The following is a 16,542-nucleotide window of genomic DNA, read 5'->3' as shown; positions in this document are numbered from 1 at the left end:
GAACAACAACTCCTGCTTGTGGGGTGACGCCTGCTGATACTCATGAAGCGTGCCAGCGGCAACGATGCCGCAATCCCTTGACCTGGAACAAGTTTTTTCCATTGCTGTTAAATTGACAGCAATCCACAAGATGTCCGAATGACAACATAAAGTCAGAATGACCGCAGAATCCCATTACCGCCGCTTGCTCGCGGCCGTGCGCGGCCTGGTGCGCTGCGATGCCGCGGCGCTGCTGCGCCTCGAGCCGGCGCAGGACGGCGCCGACGCCCAGCCCGTGCTGCGGCCGGTGGCCGTCGACGGCCTCAGCGAGGAGGCGCTGGGCCGGCGTTTCCAGGTGCAGGCCCATCCGCGCCTGGCCCGCCTGCTGGCCAGCGAGGCGGGCCTGCGCTTCCCGGCCGATGCCGGCCTGCCGGATCCCTACGACGGCCTGGTGGACGGTCCGAGCGAGGGGGGGCCCGAACTGCTGGCCGTGCATGACTGCATGGGTGCGCCGCTGCGCCATCAGGGCCGCGTCTGGGGGCTGGTGACCCTGGATGCGCTGGACCCGCAGGCCTTCGACGCGGTGGCGCCGGCGCAGCTGCAGGCCATCGTGGGCCTGCTGGAGACCGGCATCGCGGCCGAGGAAGCCATCGGCCTGCTGGCCCGGCGCGCTGCCCACGAGCAGGCCCTGGTGCGCGAGCTGCATGGCGGCGGCGGCACGCGGCAGCGCGAACTGCTGGGCAAGAGCGCGGCGATGAACCAGCTGAAGAAGGAGATCGACCTGGTCGCCGCCTCCGAGCTGACCGTGCTGATCCTGGGCGAGACCGGCGTCGGCAAGGAGCTGGTGGCCGAGCGCCTGCATGCGCGCTCGGCACGCCGCGAACAGCCGCTGGTGCAGATCAACTGCGCGGCCCTGCCCGAGACCCTGGCCGACAGCGAGCTGTTCGGCCACAAGCGCGGCGCCTTCACCGGCGCGGTGCAGGATCGGGTCGGCAAGTTCGAGCTGGCCGACGGCGGCACCCTGTTCCTCGACGAGGTGGGCGAGCTGCCGCTGTCGGTGCAGGCCAAGCTGCTGCGCGTGCTGCAGAGCGGCGAGCTGCAGCGCCCGGGCAGCGACAAGCTGCTGCGGGTGGACGTGCGGGTGCTGGCCGCGACCAACCGCGAGCTGCGCCAGGAGGTGGCGCGCGGGCGCTTCCGCGCCGACCTCTACCACCGGCTGTCGGTCTATCCGCTGCAGGTGCCGGCATTGCGCGAGCGCGGCCGCGACGTGCTGGCCCTGGCCGGCGGCTTTCTGGAGGACAACCAGCACCGCCTGGGCGCACGCAATCTGCGCCTGTCGCCGGCCGCGTCGAGCGCGCTGCTGGCGCATGACTGGCCTGGCAATGTGCGCGAGCTGGAGCATCTGGTCAGTCGCGCGGCCTTGCGTGCGTTGTCCGAGCAGGGCCGCGGCGGGCGCTGGATCGCGATCGAGCCGCGTCATCTGGCGCTGGGCGACGACGACGCGGCCCCCGCCGGCGCGCCGCTGCCGGTCCCGGCCGGCAGCGCTGTCTCGGCGGCGCCCGGCCAGGGCCTGCGCGAGGCCACCGAGATTTTTCAGCGCCAATGGCTGGAGGCCGCCCTGGCCCGCCATGGCGGCGCTATGGCCGCGGCGGCGCGCGAGGCCGGGATGGACCGCAGCAACTTCCTGCGCCTGGCGCGCCGGCTGGGGCTCAAACCCTGAGCCTGGCGCAGCGGCCGGCCGCCATAATGGGCCGATGCGCCGCCCTCAGTTCACCCGGTTTGCCCAGCTCATCTGGACCGCCCTGCTGCTTGGCGGCGGCGCCACCCTCGCCACCCGGTCTGCGGCCGAGATCGCCGATATCCGCTGGGATTCGGCCCAGGCCTTCGCGCATCGCCAGTCGATAGCGCCCGGCCGGTTCGCCGAGCTCTGCGGCCCGCTCGCGCGGGGCCAGACCATCGTCTGGTCCTTCCAGGCCGAGGCGCCGCAGGACTTCAACATCCACTACCACGAGGGTAGTAAGGTGGTCTATCCGGAGCAGCGCAAGCAGGTCGCCGCGGCCGAGGGCCGGCTCGACGTGGCGCTGGACCAGAGCTACTGCTGGATGTGGAGCAACAAGGGCGACAAGCCGGTCGCGCTGCAGGTCTCGTTGCAGCGCCGTTAGCTAGGTGCATCGGTACAGCGCCTCGATCTCGGCCGCATAGGCCTTGTAGATGCTGGCGCGCCGCACCTTCATCGTGGCCGTGACCTCACCGTCGTCGTGGTCCAGTTCCTTGCCCAGCAGGTGGAAGCGCTTGATCTGCGAGACCGGGGCCAGCAAGCCGTTGCCCTTGTCGATCTCGGCCTCGATCAAAGCGCGCACCGCCTCGAGCTCGACCAGGGAGCGGTAGTTGGTGAAGGCCAGACGACGCGACTCGGCCCATTTGCCGACGGTCTCGGCATCCAGCTGGATCAGGGCGCTGACGAACTTGCGGCCATCGGCCACCACGATGCATTCCTTGATGAAGGGGCTGCCCTTCATCGTGTTCTCGATCTCCGAAGGCGTCAGGTTCTTGCCGCCGGCCGTGATCATGATGTCCTTGAGTCGGTCGACGATGCGCAGCCGTCCCGTGCCGGGTTCCTCGCTCACCACGTCACCGGTGTGCAGCCAGCCGCCCTCGCGCACGCTCTCGGCCGTGGCCTCGGGGTTCTTGTAATAGCCCATGAAGACCATGGCCCCGCGGATGATCAGCTCGCCCTGCTCGCTCAGGCGATGTTCGACCCCCAGTGTCAGCTCGCCCACGGTGCCGATCTTCACCCGCTCGGGATGCTGGCCGGTCACCATGCCGCTGGACTCGGTCAGGCCGTAGACCTCGATCAGCGGCACGCCCAGGGTGCGGAAAAAGCGCACGATGGCCGGTGGAATCGGCGCCGCGCCGGTCAGCGCGATGCGGGCGCGGCGCAGGCCGATGAAGTTCTGCAACGCACGGAACACCAGCAGATAGGCCAGCCCGAAAACCAGGCGCTCGCGCCAGCTGCGCTGGGCTGGTGCCTTCTCGGCGAAGGGCGCACAGGCCGTGCAGGCCCAGGCGAACAGTGCGCGCTGCAGCGCGCCGGCCTCCTGCAGCTTGATCGAGATGGCCGAGTGCAGCTTCTCCCAGATGCGCGGCACGCCCAGGAACATGCTCGGCGCCACCTCGCGCAGATCCTCCTGCACCGTGCGTATCGACTCGCCGAAATTGACCGTCGAGCCCAGGTACAGCGGCACGAAGCTGGTCAGCATCTGCTCGGCCACATGGCACAACGGCAGGTAGGACAGGTGCGTTGTGCGCCCGCTGAGCCCCAGCCGCTCGACGATGCCCGGCACGACGCCGCGCAGATTGCCGTAGCTCAGCATCGCGCCCTTGGGCTTGCCGGTGGAGCCCGAGGTGTAGATCATCAGGGCCAGATCGGCGAGGGTCTGGCGCGCCAGCACCATGTCGATCAGGCCGGCATCGCCGGCATCGCGCTGCGCGCCCAGCGCCTCCAGCGCGTCGAAGGCCAGCACCAGTTCGCGCTGCGCGGCCGGCGTGTTGCGCAGGCCCTTCTTCTCGCAGACCACGATGCGCTTGAGCCGCGGCAACTGCTCCAGCACGGCCAGCACCTTGTCGGTCTGCTCCTGGTCCTCGCAGACCACGATATCGATGTCGGCATGGGCCAGCACATAGGCCACCTCGGCGGTGGGGCTGGTCGGGTAGACGCCCACCGTCACCGCGCCGACCAGGCCCGCGCCCATCTGGGCCAGCACCCATTCGATGCGGTTCTCCGAGATCACGGCGACATGGCCGCCCTCCTCCAACCCCAGCGCGCGCAGGCCCAGGCCCACATGGCAGGCGCGGCGGTGGTAGTCGGCCCAGGAGACCGGGCGCCAGATGCCGAAGTCCTTCTGCCGGATCGCGGTGGCAGCCTGCCGCAGCCGCGCCTGCTCGCGCAACATCTGCGGCAGGGTCTTGGCCGGCGGCCAATCCGCAAGATCCGCCGTCATGACAGCCAGCGCTTGCGGCGCTTGTAATGCTTGAGCTCGCGGTAGCTCTTGGCACCGCCGGCGCCGCCCATGCCGAGATAGAACTCGCGCACGTCCGGATCCTGGGCTAGCCGGGCGGCCGTGCCGGCGATCACCACCTTGCCGGTCTCCATGATGTAGCCCTGGTGCGAGATCGCCAGCGCCACCGTGGCGTTCTGCTCCACCAGCAGCATCGAGACGCCCTGCTCCGCATTGATGCGCTGGATGATGCCGAAGATGTTCTCCACCAGGAGCGGCGACAGGCCCAGCGAGGGTTCGTCCAGCAGCATCAGCTTCGGTCGCGCGATCAGCGCGCGGCCGATCGCGAGCATCTGCTGCTCGCCGCCAGACAGGTAGCCCGCCAGGTTGCGGCGGCGCTCGTGCAGGCGCGGGAAATACTGGTAAACCAGCTCGAAGCCCTCACGCTGCCGCTGGCGGCCGCCGAGCGCATAGCCGGCCGCCACCAGGTTCTCCTCCACCGTCAGGTCCTCGAACACCCGCCGCCCCTCCATCACATGGAACAGCCCGGCGCGTACCAGCTCGTGCGGCGCGCGCCGTGCCGTCGCGGCGCCGTCGAAGCTGACATGGCCCTTGGGCATTTCGCCGTCCTCCAGCGCCAGCAGGCCCGAGATCGCCTTCAAGGTCGTGCTCTTGCCGGCCCCGTTGCTGCCCAGCAGCGCGACCACCTGGCCGCGCGGCACCGTCAGCGACAGGCCGCGCAGCACCTGCACCGCCTTGTTGTAGACGACCTCGATATTGTTGACGTCGAGGATGTTGTCGGCGCTCATCTGAAAGCGCTCCAACGGAGCCCCGCGAGGCCCGAAGGTCCGGCTTCGCCGGCCTGCCCCTTTGAGGGGGCGGTCGAAGGCCGTTGGGGGTGGGCGGTCATTCCAGCGTGATCCAGTCGGAGGCCGGCAGCATCTTCTGCTGCTTGGTATCGGCCCTGTAGACCCGGCCCACCGGGATGGAGTTGCCCTTGATCGTGATCGGCGTGCCGATGATGCCGCCGGTGTCGAAGTTCTTGATCGAGTTCAGCGCCGCCTTCAGGTTCTTGCCGTCCAGCGGCTTGCCGGCGTCCAAGGTGCGCTTGGCGGCCTCGCTCATCAGCATCGCGGTCAGGAAGCCCTGCATATAGGCGGTGCTCTGGTAGTCGTTGGGATGCAGCGCGCGGATCTTCTCCAGCATCGGCGACCTGCCCTCGGTGTCGTAGTAGTAGCGGAAGGGCATCACGCCCATGAAGCCCTCGGCAGCCTCGCCCATCTTCATCACCATCGAGTTGTCCATGGTCCAGAAGGTGCCCATGAACTGGCTTTTCATGCCCAGCTTCTTGGCCTGGGTGACGAATTCGGGGATCGGCGCCAGCACATAGCCGTGGAAGATCGTGAAGTCGGGATCGGCGCGGCGCAGCTTGATCACCTCGCCCGACACGTCGACGCTGCCGGGCGGCGTCATGATCTCGACCGCCACGCTGAGGCCCAGCTTCTTGGCGGCCTCGCGCCCCTCGTCGATCGGGTCGCGGCCGAACTCGCTGTCCGAATAGACGAAGGCCACCTTGGCGCCCGGCTTGGTCTTGGCGATATGGCGCAGCAGGATGCCGATCATCTCGGTGTAGTCGGGGCCGACCAGGAACTGGTGCGGGTATTTCTGCGGGTTGTTGATCTCGGTGGCGAAGGAGGCGCCGGCCATCAGGATCTGTCCCGAGCGCTCCAGCTCGGGGTTGATGGTCTTGGCGAAGCCGGTCGAGTCGCCGTAGTAGAGGTGCACCTTGTGCTGACCGGTGATCTTCTTGAAGGCGGCCACCGAGGCATCGACCTTGTAGCCGGTGTCCTCTGGCACATAGCGCAGCTTGCGGCCCTTGATACCGCCGGCCTCGTTGACGATCTTCACGTAGTCCTGGATGCCGGCATTGATGCCGATGCCGGCGAAGGCGAACACGCCGGTCATCGGGATCGAACCGCCCAGCACGATGTCCTCGGACTGGGCCCAGGCGGGCGCGGCCGCCAGCAGCGCTGCGCTGGCCGCGGCCATGAGGGAACGACGCTCGATGCTCACCATGCTTGTCTCCTTGTGTTGTCGGAAGCGCTCATCAGGTACGGAAGGGCCAGAGGTGGAAATAGCGCCGCACGCGCCGCCAGATCTCGGCCAGGCCATGCGGTTCGAAGATCAGGAAGCCGACGATCAGCGCACCGAACACGATGGTGCGCACCGGCGAGAGGATCAGCGTGGTGTTGCTGGACAGCGGCAGCCAGCCGACGACGAGCTTCAGCAGCTCCGGCACGAGGGTCATGAAGAGCGCGCCCAGCACGCTGCCGAGAATGCTGCCCATGCCGCCGACGATGATGGCGGCCAGGAAGAAGATGCTCATGATCAGCGGGAAGCTCTCCGGCGTGACCACGCGGAAGAAGTAGGCCCACAAGCCCCCCGCCACGCCCGCGTAGAAGGACGAGAGGCCGAAGGACAGCAGCTTGTAGCGCAGCAGCGGGATGCCCAGCACCTCGGCCGAGATGTCGCGGTCGCGGATCGCGATGAAGGCGCGGCCGATGCGTGTTCGGAACAGGTTCGCCGCGCCCAATAGCATCAGGGCCACCAGGGGCAGGATCAACCAGTAGAGCTTGAAGGAACTGTCCAGCGCGATGCCGGCGATGCGGGCAGGCGGCAGCGACAGGCCGGAGGTGCCACCGGTCAGGCTCAGGTTGGCGAACAGGAAATGCGCCAGTACCGAGGCCGCGATCGTCGAGATCGCCAGATACAGGCCCTTGACCCGCAGGGAGGGAATGCCCACCACCAGGCCGCCCAGGGTCGCCACCGCGCCGGCGGCCAGCAGATTCAGGCCGAAGGGCGTGCCGGCGCGGTTTTCCAGCACCGCCACCGTGTAGGCGCCCAGGCCCATGAAGGCCGCCTGACCCAGGCTCACCAGGCCCGTGTAGCCGGTCAGGATGTTCAGGCCGCAGGCGCTGGCGATATTGATCGCGATCAGGCAGGCGAGGTAGAGCCAGTATTCATCCGCGACAAAGGGGAAGACCACGAGGGCCAGGCCCAGCAGCGCCAGCCAGGCGCGCTGCACCGGCGTGTCGAACAACGCGGCGTCGGCGGCATAGCTTTCCTTGGCGGCACCGATTCTCATCGCTCACAACCTCTCGATTTCATGCGTGCCAAAGAGGCCGTACGGGCGCACGAGCAGCACCAGCACCAGCAGGCTGAAAGTGGCGATCATCTTGTAGGCCCCGCCCAGATAGGCGCCGGCCCAGGCCTCCACCAGCCCCACCAGCAGCCCCCCGACCAGGGCGCCGACGACGCTGTCCAGCCCGCCGACGATCACCACCACCAGCACCGACAGGCCGAACACGCCCATCGTCGAGGAGATGCCGCCGATCGCGCCCACCACGATGCCGGCTACCGCGGCAATCACCGCGGCTGCGGCCCAGGCCAGCGAGAACACGCGCGGCACATTGATACCCATCGAGTAGGCGGCCGCCTGGTCCGAGGCGGTGGCGCGCAGCGCCACGCCGCCGCGCCAGAAGCGGAACACCAGCAGCACCGCGGCGATCAGCAGCGCGGTCAGCAGGAAGCCGTAGAACACCTTGGGGGCCACCATGGCCGGCCCCAGCAGCACCGGGTCGCCGGGCATGAACTCGGGCAGACGCTGCGGGTCGGCGGTCCAGAGCAGTTCCACCACGCCCACCAGCATCGAGGCCAGGCCCACGGTCACCATGAAGGTGGAGATCGCCGATTCGCCCAGCATGGGCCGGATCAGGGTGCGCTCGATCAGCGCGCCCAGCAGGCCGCTGGCGATCAGGGTGCCGAGGATGGCGGCCCAGATCGGCAGGCCCGCCGTGGCCGACAGCGCGAAGAACAGATAGGCCGAGATCATCAGCAGCTCGCCGATCGCCAGGTTCACCACCTTGGTGGCCTTGTAGATGATCACGAAAGCCAGCCCGGTCAGTGCTAGCAGCCCCCCGCTGCCCAGCCCCGCCAGCGAGATCTCGGCGAAGAACAGCCAGTCGAAGCCGGGATCGTTCATGCCGCCTCCACGATCGACGATGAGCCCACATGCCCCGAGCCCAGATAGGCACGCACCACTTCCGGATCGTCCTGCACCGCGCGCGGCGTGCCGGCGGCGATCACCTGGCCGAAGTTCAGGACCACGACATGGTCCGAAAGGTCCATCACCATGCCCATGTCGTGCTCGACCATCAGCACGGTGATGCCCCATTCGTCGCGCAGGTCGAGGATGAAGCGCGCCATGTCCTCGGTCTCCTCGCGGTTCATGCCGGCCACCGGTTCGTCCAGCATCAGCACCTGCGGCCGCATCGCCAGCGCGCGCGCCATCTCGACGCGCTTTTGCAGGCCGTAGGGCAAGGCCGCGACCGAGGCATGGCGGATATGGTCGATCTCCAGGAAGTCGATGATGCGCTCCTCGATCTCGGCCCGCAGCTCGGCCTCTTCGCGCCGCGCCGCGCCCCAGTACAGCAGGGCCTGCAGCACATTGGTCTGCAGATGGGCATGGCGGCCTAGCTTGATGTTGTCCAGCACCGTCATGCCGCGGAACAGCGCGATGTTCTGGAAGCTGCGCGCCAACCCCAGCCGGGCCCGCGCGGGCGCGCGCAACGATGTGATGTCCTGCCCGTGGAAGCCGATCCGGCCCGCGGTGGGCCGGTAGAAGCCGGAGATCGCGTTGAACAGCGAGGTCTTGCCGGCACCGTTGGGGCCGATGATCGAGGTGATCGAACCCGGCTGCACCGAGAGGCTCACGCCGTTGAGCGCCTTCACGCCACCAAAGGCCAGGGTCACGCCGTCGACCTCCAGCACCGGGGCTTGTACGCCGCTCATGCCGCCCTCCCCGTGAACGCCGCCGGGCGCTTGTCGAGGAAGGCCGCGAGGCCCTCGGCGAAGTCCGGCGTCGCAGCGCAGCCCAGGAAGGCGGCACGCTCGGCGTCCAGCTGCTGCGGGAAGCTCTGCTCGAAGCTGCCGCGCATCAGGCGCTTCATCTCACCCAGCGCCAGCGTAGGCCCCCTGGCCAGGCGCCGGGCCAGCGCCATGGCTTCGTCCTGCAACTGTTCCGGCGGGACGACGCGGTTCACTAAGCCGATCTGCAAGGCCCGGGCCGCATCGAAGCTCTCGCCCAGCAACGCGATCTCCAGCGCGCGCCGCAGGCCGACCAGGCGCGGCAGCGACCAGGTCGAGCCCAGGTCGCAGCTGGTGCCGACATTCACATAGGCCAGGTTGAAACGTGTGCCCTCGGCGGCGATGGCCAGATCGGCGGCCGCCGCCAGGCTCAGGCCCGCGCCGGCCACCGCGCCATGCAGGGCCGCGACCACCGGCGCGTCGAGGCCGGCCAAGATGCCGAGCGCCTCGTGCAGCGGCGTGATCAGGGCCTCGGCCACGCGCAGCGGCCCGACCCGCATCTGCGCCAGATCGCCGCCGGCCGCAAAGGCCCGGCCCGCGCCGTCAAGCAGCACGGCGCGCACGCCCCGGTCCTGCTGCAATGTGCGGCAGGCCGCGAGCAGGGCCTGGGCCAGATCCAGGTCGAGCGCGTTCAGCGCCTCGGGCCGGTTCAGCCGCAGATGCGCGACAGCGCCCTCGCGCCGCAGCTCCAGACCACCGCTCATGGCGAGTCCTCCCCGGCCGGCGGCCGTTTCACGATGCCGTTCAGCAGCACTGCGATGCATTGCTCGGCGATCTGCGCCGGGCTCAGTTCGCCGTCGGCGCGGTACCAGCGCCCGATCCAGCTGATCGCGCCGGCCAGGGTGAAGGCGGCCAGCTTGGCATCCACCGGCGCGATCGAGCCCTCGGCCACGCCCTGTTCGATCAGGCGGCGGAACTCCAGGTCGATCTGCGCCTTCAGCGCGCGCAGCGCGCGGCGGCCTTCCTGCGGCAAGGGATCCTCGCCGACCCTGATCACGCACATGCCGAAATCCTGGGTCACGACATCGGCATAGGCCTGCATGCAGGCCCGCAGCTTGTCCAGCGCCGTGCCCTTGCCGCTGCCGGCGGCCTCGAGAATACGGGCGCGTACCAGGTCCAGCCCGGCCTGCACGCAGCCGAACAGGATCTCATCCTTGCTCTTCGCATAGCGGTACAGGGTCGGCTTGCTGACATGCAGGCGCTCGGCCACCTCGTCCAGAGAAGTGGCGTGGAAGCCCTTCTCGTTGAACAGCCGGGCCGCGGCGCGCAGCACCGCCTCGCGCTTGTCGGCGCGGCCGCGCGCACGGTCCTCCATCGGAAGCCAGGGCGAAACAACGGGCGCTGCGGCGGGGGCACGCACGGGGCTTGTCTCCTTGGGCCGGCCGCTGCACCGCGGTGGCCGGTGGGTTACTGATGAGTAATCCTCTTTACGCAGAGTATTAAGCGCGACGTGCGGCGGCGCAATGGGGCGGGCTTGGGTACTTTCCCGAGGCTGGATTTTTGCTTAACCGGTCGATGCAGCGCGCGATGTCCCGGCGCGCATACAATGAATCCCGACGGTCGCCGGGCTTCAGGCCTGCCGCCGTCACCGCCGATTTACCAACTACTTGCGGGCGGTCCAACAAATGCGGCTAAAGCGTTGCGGCTCCGAGATGCCCCGGGCCGGCAAACGCCGGTATCCATCAGGGCAATGCTCGGAGTTCTCATTCATGCATGAAAGCAGCCTCGCCGGCTTCGACCGCTGGCTGACCCGCGGCACCGCCGCGCGCCGGGCGTCGCCCCACCCCACCCTGCCCACTCGCCATCTGATCGGCCCCGGCGCCATGGCCGCCCTGCCCCTGCCGTGCGATGCCGGCCCCGCCGAGATCCTGCGTGCCGCGCATGGCATCGAGGCCGGCGACTGGCTTGGGCTGCTGGCCGACGAGGCACAGCGGGGCACGGCAGGCCGCGGCCTGAGCCAGACCTGGAGGCTGGCACTCTGGCGGGCCGGCCGTGACGGCGGCGGTCTGGTCTGGATCGGTGCTGCGCTGAGCGCCCGGCCCGGGCAAAGCGCGGCTGCGCTGCGCAGCGCGGCCCTGGGCCAGGCGGTGCAGGAGTTGTGGGCGCAGGGCTGGCGGCTGCTGGAGGCGGCCGATGGCGCCAGAACGCGACCGGTCCTAGACCTCCAGGAGTAGCTCGAAGCCTCCGAAGATCATGCGCGGCCCGTCGAAGGGCATGGGGTTGGCCGCGGGGTTCAGGCGCGGGTCGGCCATGGCATTCTTCATGCCCGCTTCGCGCACTTGGCGCGAGGGCCAGGCGATCCAGGCGAACACCACGCTCTCCTCCGGTTTTCGCTGCACCGCCATCGTGAACGAGGTCAGCTTGCCCTCGGCATGTCGTCACCCCAGCATTCGACGACGCTGAGGGCGCCATATTCCTTGAACACGGCCGCGGCGGCATGCCGGCGGTAGACCTCGCGCTTGTCGGTGGGCACGGGGACGACGAATCCATCGATGTACCGACGGGTGTTGTTGCTGCTGCTATTCATCGGGCGGGCTCCTGGGTTCCATGTCGATGCACGTCGTAGGAGAAGCAAAGGCGGGTGGCGCGCCTGTGACTCCCAGACGCGACGATCGGAAGCGCCGCGGATCGACCGCTGCCGCCCTCATCGTTCGGCGCTGCGCGGCAGGTGTAAATGCCGGCGATATGCGGCAAGATCGGCGCATCGCGCCGGGCCGCGGCCGCTTCAAAGTTCCCGATCGATACCCACTCACCGCGAAGGGGAAATCTCATGATTGACAAAGCGCAGATCGAGCTCGCCAAGGCACTCTGGGAACAGTCGAAGGCTGCGGCGCAGCAAGCGCACGAAGCCTGGGGGCTGGTGATGAAGTCCCAGAAGACGTTGATGGACTCCATGCGCGGTTCCGGCATGCCTTTTTCGATCGCCGCCGATCAGTTCGAGAAGCTGATGCAGTTCCATGCCGAGCAGCACCAGGCGGCGCTCGACTATGTGGAGAAGATGTCCGCCGAATACGGAAGACTGCTGGACAAGCAGAAGAAATAAGGTCCAGCTGGCGATCCTGCACGCCCTGGCTGGGCCGTCCAGACATGGTCCGGAGCAAGACAAAGGGGCCTCACGGCCCCCATGTTGTCTTCATCCTTGCAGCCGGGCACGCCCGCCTGTCTCAGCAGCAGCGCCCCATCCGCGCCCCGTAGCGCGCAGCCTGGCGCTCGCGGAAGAAATCCTCGTAGCTCATCGGCGCCTGCTCGGGGTGGGTGGCCTGCATATGGGCGACGTAGCCGCCATAGTCCGGCACGCCCACCATCAGGCGGAAGCTCTGCGCCATATAGCGCCCGGCCCGGCCGACATCCGCAGCCAGGCCGGCGAGCCTGGAGCCCGTCTGGTCAATCACCACCGGCTCCCGCGGGCAGCGGCTGGAACGGCGTCTCCTGCACCGAGGGGCGGCCCTGGCCGCGTGCGACCAGCACGGCCTTGACGCTGTAGACCAGCACGCTGATCACGACGAACATGAACAGCGCGCAAAGCGCGGCGTCCAGGCGGTCATTGAAGATCACGCGCTGCATTGCGTCCAGGCTCTTGGCAGGGGCCAGCACCTGGCCGGCGGCCAGCGCGTCGGCGTACTTCTGCGCATGGGCCAGGAAGCCGACCTTGGGGTCCGCGGAGAAGATCTTCAGCCAGCCGGCGCTCATCGTGCAGGCCAGCAGCCAGGCGGCCGGCACGATGGTGGTCCAGGCGTAGCGGTCCTTCTTCATCTTGAACAGCACCACGGTGCCCAGCATCAGCGCCACCGCGGCCAGCATCTGGTTGGCGATGCCGAACAGCGGCCACAGGGTGTTGATGCCGCCCAGCGGATCGACCACGCCCTGGTAGAGGAAGTAGCCCCAGGCCGCCACGCACAGGGCGGTGGCGATCAGGTTGGCCGGCAGCGAGTCGGTGCGCTTGAGCGCCGGCACGAAGGTGCCCAAGAGGTCCTGCAGCATGAAGCGGCCGGCGCGGGTGCCGGCGTCCACCGCGGTCAGGATGAACAGGGCCTCGAACAGGATCGCGAAGTGGTACCAGAAGGCCATCATCGCCTTGCCGCCGACCACCTGGTGCAGGATATGGGCCATGCCCACGGCCAGCGTCGGCGCGCCGCCGGCGCGCGCCAGGATGGTGTGCTCGCCGACGTCCTGGGCGGTCTGGATCAGCATCTCGGGCGTGATCACGAAGCCCCAGGTCGACAGGGTCGCGGCCACGGTCTCGGGCGTGCCACCGACCAGCGCGGCCGGGCTGTTCATCGCGAAGTAGATGCCGGGCTCGATGCAGGAAGCGGCCACCAGGGCCATCACCGCGACGAAGCTCTCGGCCAGCATGCCGCCATAGCCGATGAAGCGGGCGTTGAGCTCGTTGTCCAGCATCTTGGGCGTGGTGCCCGAGGAGATCAGCGCATGGAAGCCGGAGACGGCGCCGCAGGCGATCGTGATGAACAGGAAGGGGAACAGATTGCCGGCCCAGACCGGCCCGCTGCCCGCGGCGAACTGCGTGAAGGCCGGCATCTGCAGCGGCGGGGCGACGACGACGATGCCGATGGCCAGCGCGACGATGGTGCCGATCTTCAGGAAGGTCGAGAGGTAGTCTCGCGGCGCCAGCAGCAGCCAGACGGGAATCGACGCGGCGACAAAGCCATAGCCGATCAGCATCCAGGTCAGGGCCTTGCCGTCGTAGGTGAACAGCGGTGCCCAGGTCGGGCTCTCGTGCACCCATTGGCCGCCGAGGATGGCCAGCATCAGGAGCACGAAGCCGATGACGGAAACCTCGCCGATGCGGCCCGGGCGGATGTAGCGGGTGTAGATACCCATGAACAGCGCCACCGGAATCGTCGCGGCCACCGTGAAGGTGCCCCAGGGCGATTCGGCCAGGGCCTTGACGACGATCAGCGCCAGCACCGCCAGGATGATGATCATGATCATGAAGGCGCCGAACAGCGCGATCACGCCCGGCACCGTGCCCAGCTCCTGCTTGACCAGGTCGCCCAGCGAGCGGCCGTCGCGGCGCGTCGAGATGAACAGCACGATGAAGTCCTGCACCGCGCCGGCGAACACCACGCCGGCCAGGATCCACAAGAGGCCCGGCAGATAGCCCATCTGCGCGGCCAGCACCGGGCCGACCAGCGGGCCGGCGCCGGCGATAGCGGCGAAATGATGGCCGTAGAGCACGTACTTGTTGGTCGGCACATAGTCCAGGCCGTCGTTGTGCCGCCAGGCCGGCGTCATGCGCTTGCCGTCCAGGCCGAACACCTGGGTGGCCAGGAACAGGCTGTAGTAGCGGTAGGCGATCAGGTAGACGCAGACCGCGGCCACCACCACCCAGAGAGCGCTGACGGCTTCGCCCCGTCCCAGCGCCACGGCCGCCAGCGCGAAGGCGCCGAGCAAGGCCACGAAGAACCACGCAAGGTGGCGACCCAATCCAGACATTGCTTGTCTCCTCATCAGCCGCGGCCCGTCAACCATGCGGGCCGCTGTGCAGCCGGCAGTTTCGACCGGGCGGTCGGGTGGCCGCATCTGTGACACCGCGTGACGCGGCCCGCGGGACCACCTAAGGGTCAACCCTAGGATTGACCCTGCGCATGTTCGACCGCGTACTTGATGAGTTCGGCCTGCCCCTCCAGGCCCAGCTTGCGCTTGATGTTCTGGCGGTGCGCCTCGACCGTGCGCACGCTCAGGGAGAAGGTCTTGGCGATCTGCTTGCTCGATTCGCCGCGCCCCAGCGCCGACAGGATCTCGCTCTCGCGCGCCGACAGCAGCGGCCGCGGCGCCTGGTTGCGGAACAGGCGCTTGGACACCGCCGGGCTCAGAAAGGTGCCGCCGGCCGCCACCGCCTCGATGGCCGCGACGATCTCGCTGGCCGGCGCATCCTTCAGCACATAGCCGCGCGCGCCGGCCTGCAACGCGCGCTGCACATACTCGGGGTTGTCGTACATGCTGAACATCAGCACGCGCAGGCCCGGGTTCCGCGCCAGCAGGGCCATGGCCAGGTCGATGCCGTTGCTGCCCTTCAGGCCCACGTCCAGCAGGGCCACGTCGGGAGTGCTCTCCAGCAACTGCCGCAGCGCCGCGTCGGCGTCGCCGGCCTCGCCGACCACCTGCAGGCGCGGCACGCTGGACAGGCGCGCGCTCAGGCCCTCGCGCACCATCGGGTGGTCGTCGACCAGCAGGATTCGGATCGTCATGCGTGCTCCCAGCGGGCCTCGATGCGCGTGCCCTGTCCCGGGCGGGCGCGGATGTCCAGACTGCCGCCGATCGCGGCCAGGCGCTCGCGCATATTGCGCAGGCCGATGCCCTGCCGCGGATGCTGGTGCACGGCCTCGGAATCGAAGCCGCGGCCATCGTCCTCGATGCGCATGGCCAGCGCCCGCTCGTCCCCGAAGTCCAGCACCAGCTCGACCCGCCGCGCCCGCGCATGCTTGGCGGCATTGGTCAGCCCTTCCTGCGCGACGCGGAACAGCGCGGTCTTGACCTCGGCCGGCAGCTCGCGTTCGGCGCCCTCGATATGCACCGCCACCTGGGGGCCTCCGCCCCCTTCCTCGAACTCCTCGCCCAGGTGCTGCAGCGCTGCGGCCAGGCCCAGCGTGTCCAGCAGCGCCGGGCGCAGCCGGTGCGAGATGCGGCGGATCTCGCTCAGGCTGGTGTTCAGCCGCGCCAGCGCCTGCTGCAGCAGCGCGGCCTGCCCGGTCTCGGCGGCGGTCTCCACCAGCAGCTTGGTCGACACCAGGGTCTGGCTGATGCCGTCGTGCAGCTCGCGCGCCAGATGGGCGCGCTCGTCCTCCTGCGACTGCTGTACCTGGCGCGCCAGCAGGCGCAGCTTGGTCTCGGCCACGCGGTGCTCGCTGAGGTTCAGGGCCAGGCCCGAGGCGCTGATCAGCGCGATGCCGAACGCCGCGATGCCGGCGATCCACAGCAGGGTGGTGGCGATATTGCGGCTGGCCTGGCGCTCCAGCTCGCCCATCGTGGCCTGGATGCCGTCCAGATAGAGGCCGGTACCCAGCATCCAGTTCCAGCGCTCCAGCGCGATCACATAGCCCAGCTTGGGCGCCATCTGGCCGCTGGAGGGTTTGCGCCACAGGTAGCTGACATAGCCCCCGCCGGCCTTGGCTTGATTGACCAGCTGCTGGATCGTGGGGCGGCCGCGCGGGTCGCTCAGCTCCCACAGATCCTGGCCCAGCAGCTCGGGCTGGCGCGAATGCATCAGCACCCGGCCCTGCAGGTCGTAGACGAAGAAATAGCCGTCGGGGCCGTAGTCCAGCGAGGCCAGCAGCCGGAGCGCCTGCGCCCGGTCGGCGGCCTCGTTGCCATGGCGCTCGTAGAGCGGCCGGATCGTGCTGGCGGCCAGCGCGACATAGTTGCGCAGCTCGCTGCGCCGCGCGTCCATATAGGCGCGCTCGACCAGCGCATGCTCGCGCCGGGCCAGGTCCCGCTCCTGCTGGCGCACCGCGATGGCGATCAGGGCCAGCGAGGCCAACAAGGGCAGGATGGCGAGCAGAAGGATCTTGGTTCGAAGAGGCATGGCGGGGAGTCGGCCCCGCGATTTTCGCCTGAACCCGGCCGCCCCATGCCGGAGCGGCGCCGCGCGGGCCCCCTGCTGGTGGCCGCGCCCTGCCCG

Annotated in this window: 16 protein-coding genes and 1 pseudogene; 4 read left to right on the top strand and 13 right to left on the bottom strand. The window is 68.9% G+C overall.

All coding sequences use genetic code 11. The features are described from left to right. The first annotated feature begins 157 nt into the window (after positions 1 to 157). Both norR and AC07OQ_RS00665 read left to right on the top strand, forming a co-directional pair. Complete coding sequence (gene norR, locus AC07OQ_RS00670) at positions 158 to 1,699, top strand: nitric oxide reductase transcriptional regulator NorR (protein WP_495051148.1); 1,542 nt, start codon at positions 158 to 160, stop codon at positions 1,697 to 1,699. Positions 1,700 to 1,733: 34 nt separating this feature from the next. Continuing rightward, positions 1,734 to 2,141, top strand: coding sequence for a hypothetical protein (locus AC07OQ_RS00665; protein ID WP_495051147.1), 408 nt, complete (start codon positions 1,734 to 1,736; stop codon positions 2,139 to 2,141). Here AC07OQ_RS00665 and AC07OQ_RS00660 read toward each other — a convergent pair whose 3' ends face one another. From AC07OQ_RS00660 to AC07OQ_RS00625, 8 genes are all read right to left on the bottom strand, one after another. After that, on the bottom strand, positions 2,142 to 3,980 hold the full coding sequence (locus tag AC07OQ_RS00660) for an AMP-dependent synthetase/ligase (protein ID WP_495051146.1): 1,839 nt from the start codon (positions 3,978 to 3,980) through the stop codon (positions 2,142 to 2,144). Further along, positions 3,977 to 4,786 (bottom strand): ABC transporter ATP-binding protein, encoded by an 810-nt coding sequence (locus AC07OQ_RS00655; RefSeq protein ID WP_495051145.1) that lies wholly within the window; start codon positions 4,784 to 4,786, stop codon positions 3,977 to 3,979. Before AC07OQ_RS00655 ends, AC07OQ_RS00660 begins: the two co-directional genes overlap by 4 nt. A gap of 97 nt (positions 4,787 to 4,883) precedes the next feature. After that, positions 4,884 to 6,053, bottom strand: coding sequence for an ABC transporter substrate-binding protein (locus AC07OQ_RS00650; RefSeq protein WP_495051144.1), 1,170 nt, complete (start codon positions 6,051 to 6,053; stop codon positions 4,884 to 4,886). Between the two features lie 31 nt (positions 6,054 to 6,084). Further along, positions 6,085 to 7,122: a branched-chain amino acid ABC transporter permease gene (locus tag AC07OQ_RS00645; RefSeq protein WP_495051143.1), complete on the bottom strand. Its 1,038-nt coding sequence runs from the start codon at positions 7,120 to 7,122 to the stop codon at positions 6,085 to 6,087. A 3-nt stretch (positions 7,123 to 7,125) separates the two neighbouring features. Further along, complete coding sequence (locus AC07OQ_RS00640; RefSeq protein ID WP_495051142.1) at positions 7,126 to 8,019, bottom strand: branched-chain amino acid ABC transporter permease; 894 nt, start codon at positions 8,017 to 8,019, stop codon at positions 7,126 to 7,128. Next, positions 8,016 to 8,828 carry an ABC transporter ATP-binding protein gene (locus tag AC07OQ_RS00635; protein ID WP_495051141.1) on the bottom strand — a complete coding sequence of 271 codons (813 nt, stop codon included), beginning with the start codon at positions 8,826 to 8,828 and terminating at the stop codon, positions 8,016 to 8,018. Before AC07OQ_RS00635 ends, AC07OQ_RS00640 begins: the two co-directional genes overlap by 4 nt. Continuing rightward, on the bottom strand, positions 8,825 to 9,607 hold the full coding sequence (locus AC07OQ_RS00630; RefSeq protein WP_495051140.1) for an enoyl-CoA hydratase/isomerase family protein: 783 nt from the start codon (positions 9,605 to 9,607) through the stop codon (positions 8,825 to 8,827). Before AC07OQ_RS00630 ends, AC07OQ_RS00635 begins: the two co-directional genes overlap by 4 nt. Next, entirely contained in the window at positions 9,604 to 10,263 is a 660-nt protein-coding gene (locus tag AC07OQ_RS00625; RefSeq protein ID WP_495051139.1) for a TetR/AcrR family transcriptional regulator, read from the bottom strand. Before AC07OQ_RS00625 ends, AC07OQ_RS00630 begins: the two co-directional genes overlap by 4 nt. 349 nt (positions 10,264 to 10,612) lie before the next feature. Between AC07OQ_RS00625 and AC07OQ_RS00620 the strand changes: the two genes are divergently transcribed. Continuing rightward, positions 10,613 to 11,077, top strand: coding sequence for a hypothetical protein (locus AC07OQ_RS00620; RefSeq protein WP_495051138.1), 465 nt, complete (start codon positions 10,613 to 10,615; stop codon positions 11,075 to 11,077). Here the strand turns inward: AC07OQ_RS00620 and AC07OQ_RS00615 are convergent. Beyond that, a pseudogene (locus tag AC07OQ_RS00615) lies at positions 11,060 to 11,430 on the bottom strand (DUF1428 domain-containing protein). The gene AC07OQ_RS00620 and the pseudogene AC07OQ_RS00615 overlap by 18 nt on opposite strands. 243 nt (positions 11,431 to 11,673) lie before the next feature. Between AC07OQ_RS00615 and AC07OQ_RS00610 the strand changes: the two are divergent. Then, positions 11,674 to 11,946 (top strand): hypothetical protein, encoded by a 273-nt coding sequence (locus AC07OQ_RS00610; RefSeq protein WP_495051137.1) that lies wholly within the window; start codon positions 11,674 to 11,676, stop codon positions 11,944 to 11,946. Between the two features lie 121 nt (positions 11,947 to 12,067). Here AC07OQ_RS00610 and AC07OQ_RS00605 read toward each other — a convergent pair whose 3' ends face one another. From AC07OQ_RS00605 to AC07OQ_RS00590, 4 genes are all read right to left on the bottom strand, one after another. Continuing rightward, complete coding sequence (locus tag AC07OQ_RS00605; RefSeq protein WP_495051374.1) at positions 12,068 to 12,262, bottom strand: YbdD/YjiX family protein; 195 nt, start codon at positions 12,260 to 12,262, stop codon at positions 12,068 to 12,070. 25 nt (positions 12,263 to 12,287) lie between these two features. Continuing rightward, on the bottom strand, positions 12,288 to 14,357 hold the full coding sequence (locus tag AC07OQ_RS00600) for a carbon starvation CstA family protein (protein WP_495051136.1): 2,070 nt from the start codon (positions 14,355 to 14,357) through the stop codon (positions 12,288 to 12,290). 134 nt (positions 14,358 to 14,491) lie between these two features. Next, positions 14,492 to 15,112 carry a response regulator transcription factor gene (locus AC07OQ_RS00595; RefSeq protein ID WP_495051135.1) on the bottom strand — a complete coding sequence of 207 codons (621 nt, stop codon included), beginning with the start codon at positions 15,110 to 15,112 and terminating at the stop codon, positions 14,492 to 14,494. Further along, entirely contained in the window at positions 15,109 to 16,446 is a 1,338-nt protein-coding gene (locus AC07OQ_RS00590) for a cache domain-containing protein (RefSeq protein ID WP_495051134.1), read from the bottom strand. Before AC07OQ_RS00590 ends, AC07OQ_RS00595 begins: the two co-directional genes overlap by 4 nt. Positions 16,447 to 16,542 lie beyond the last annotated feature (96 nt).

The sequence above is a fragment of the Roseateles sp. GW821-FHT09B06 genome (assembly GCF_059418245.1).
Note: the sequence above shows the minus strand (reverse complement) of the source record. Positions and strands in the feature narration are given on the sequence as shown.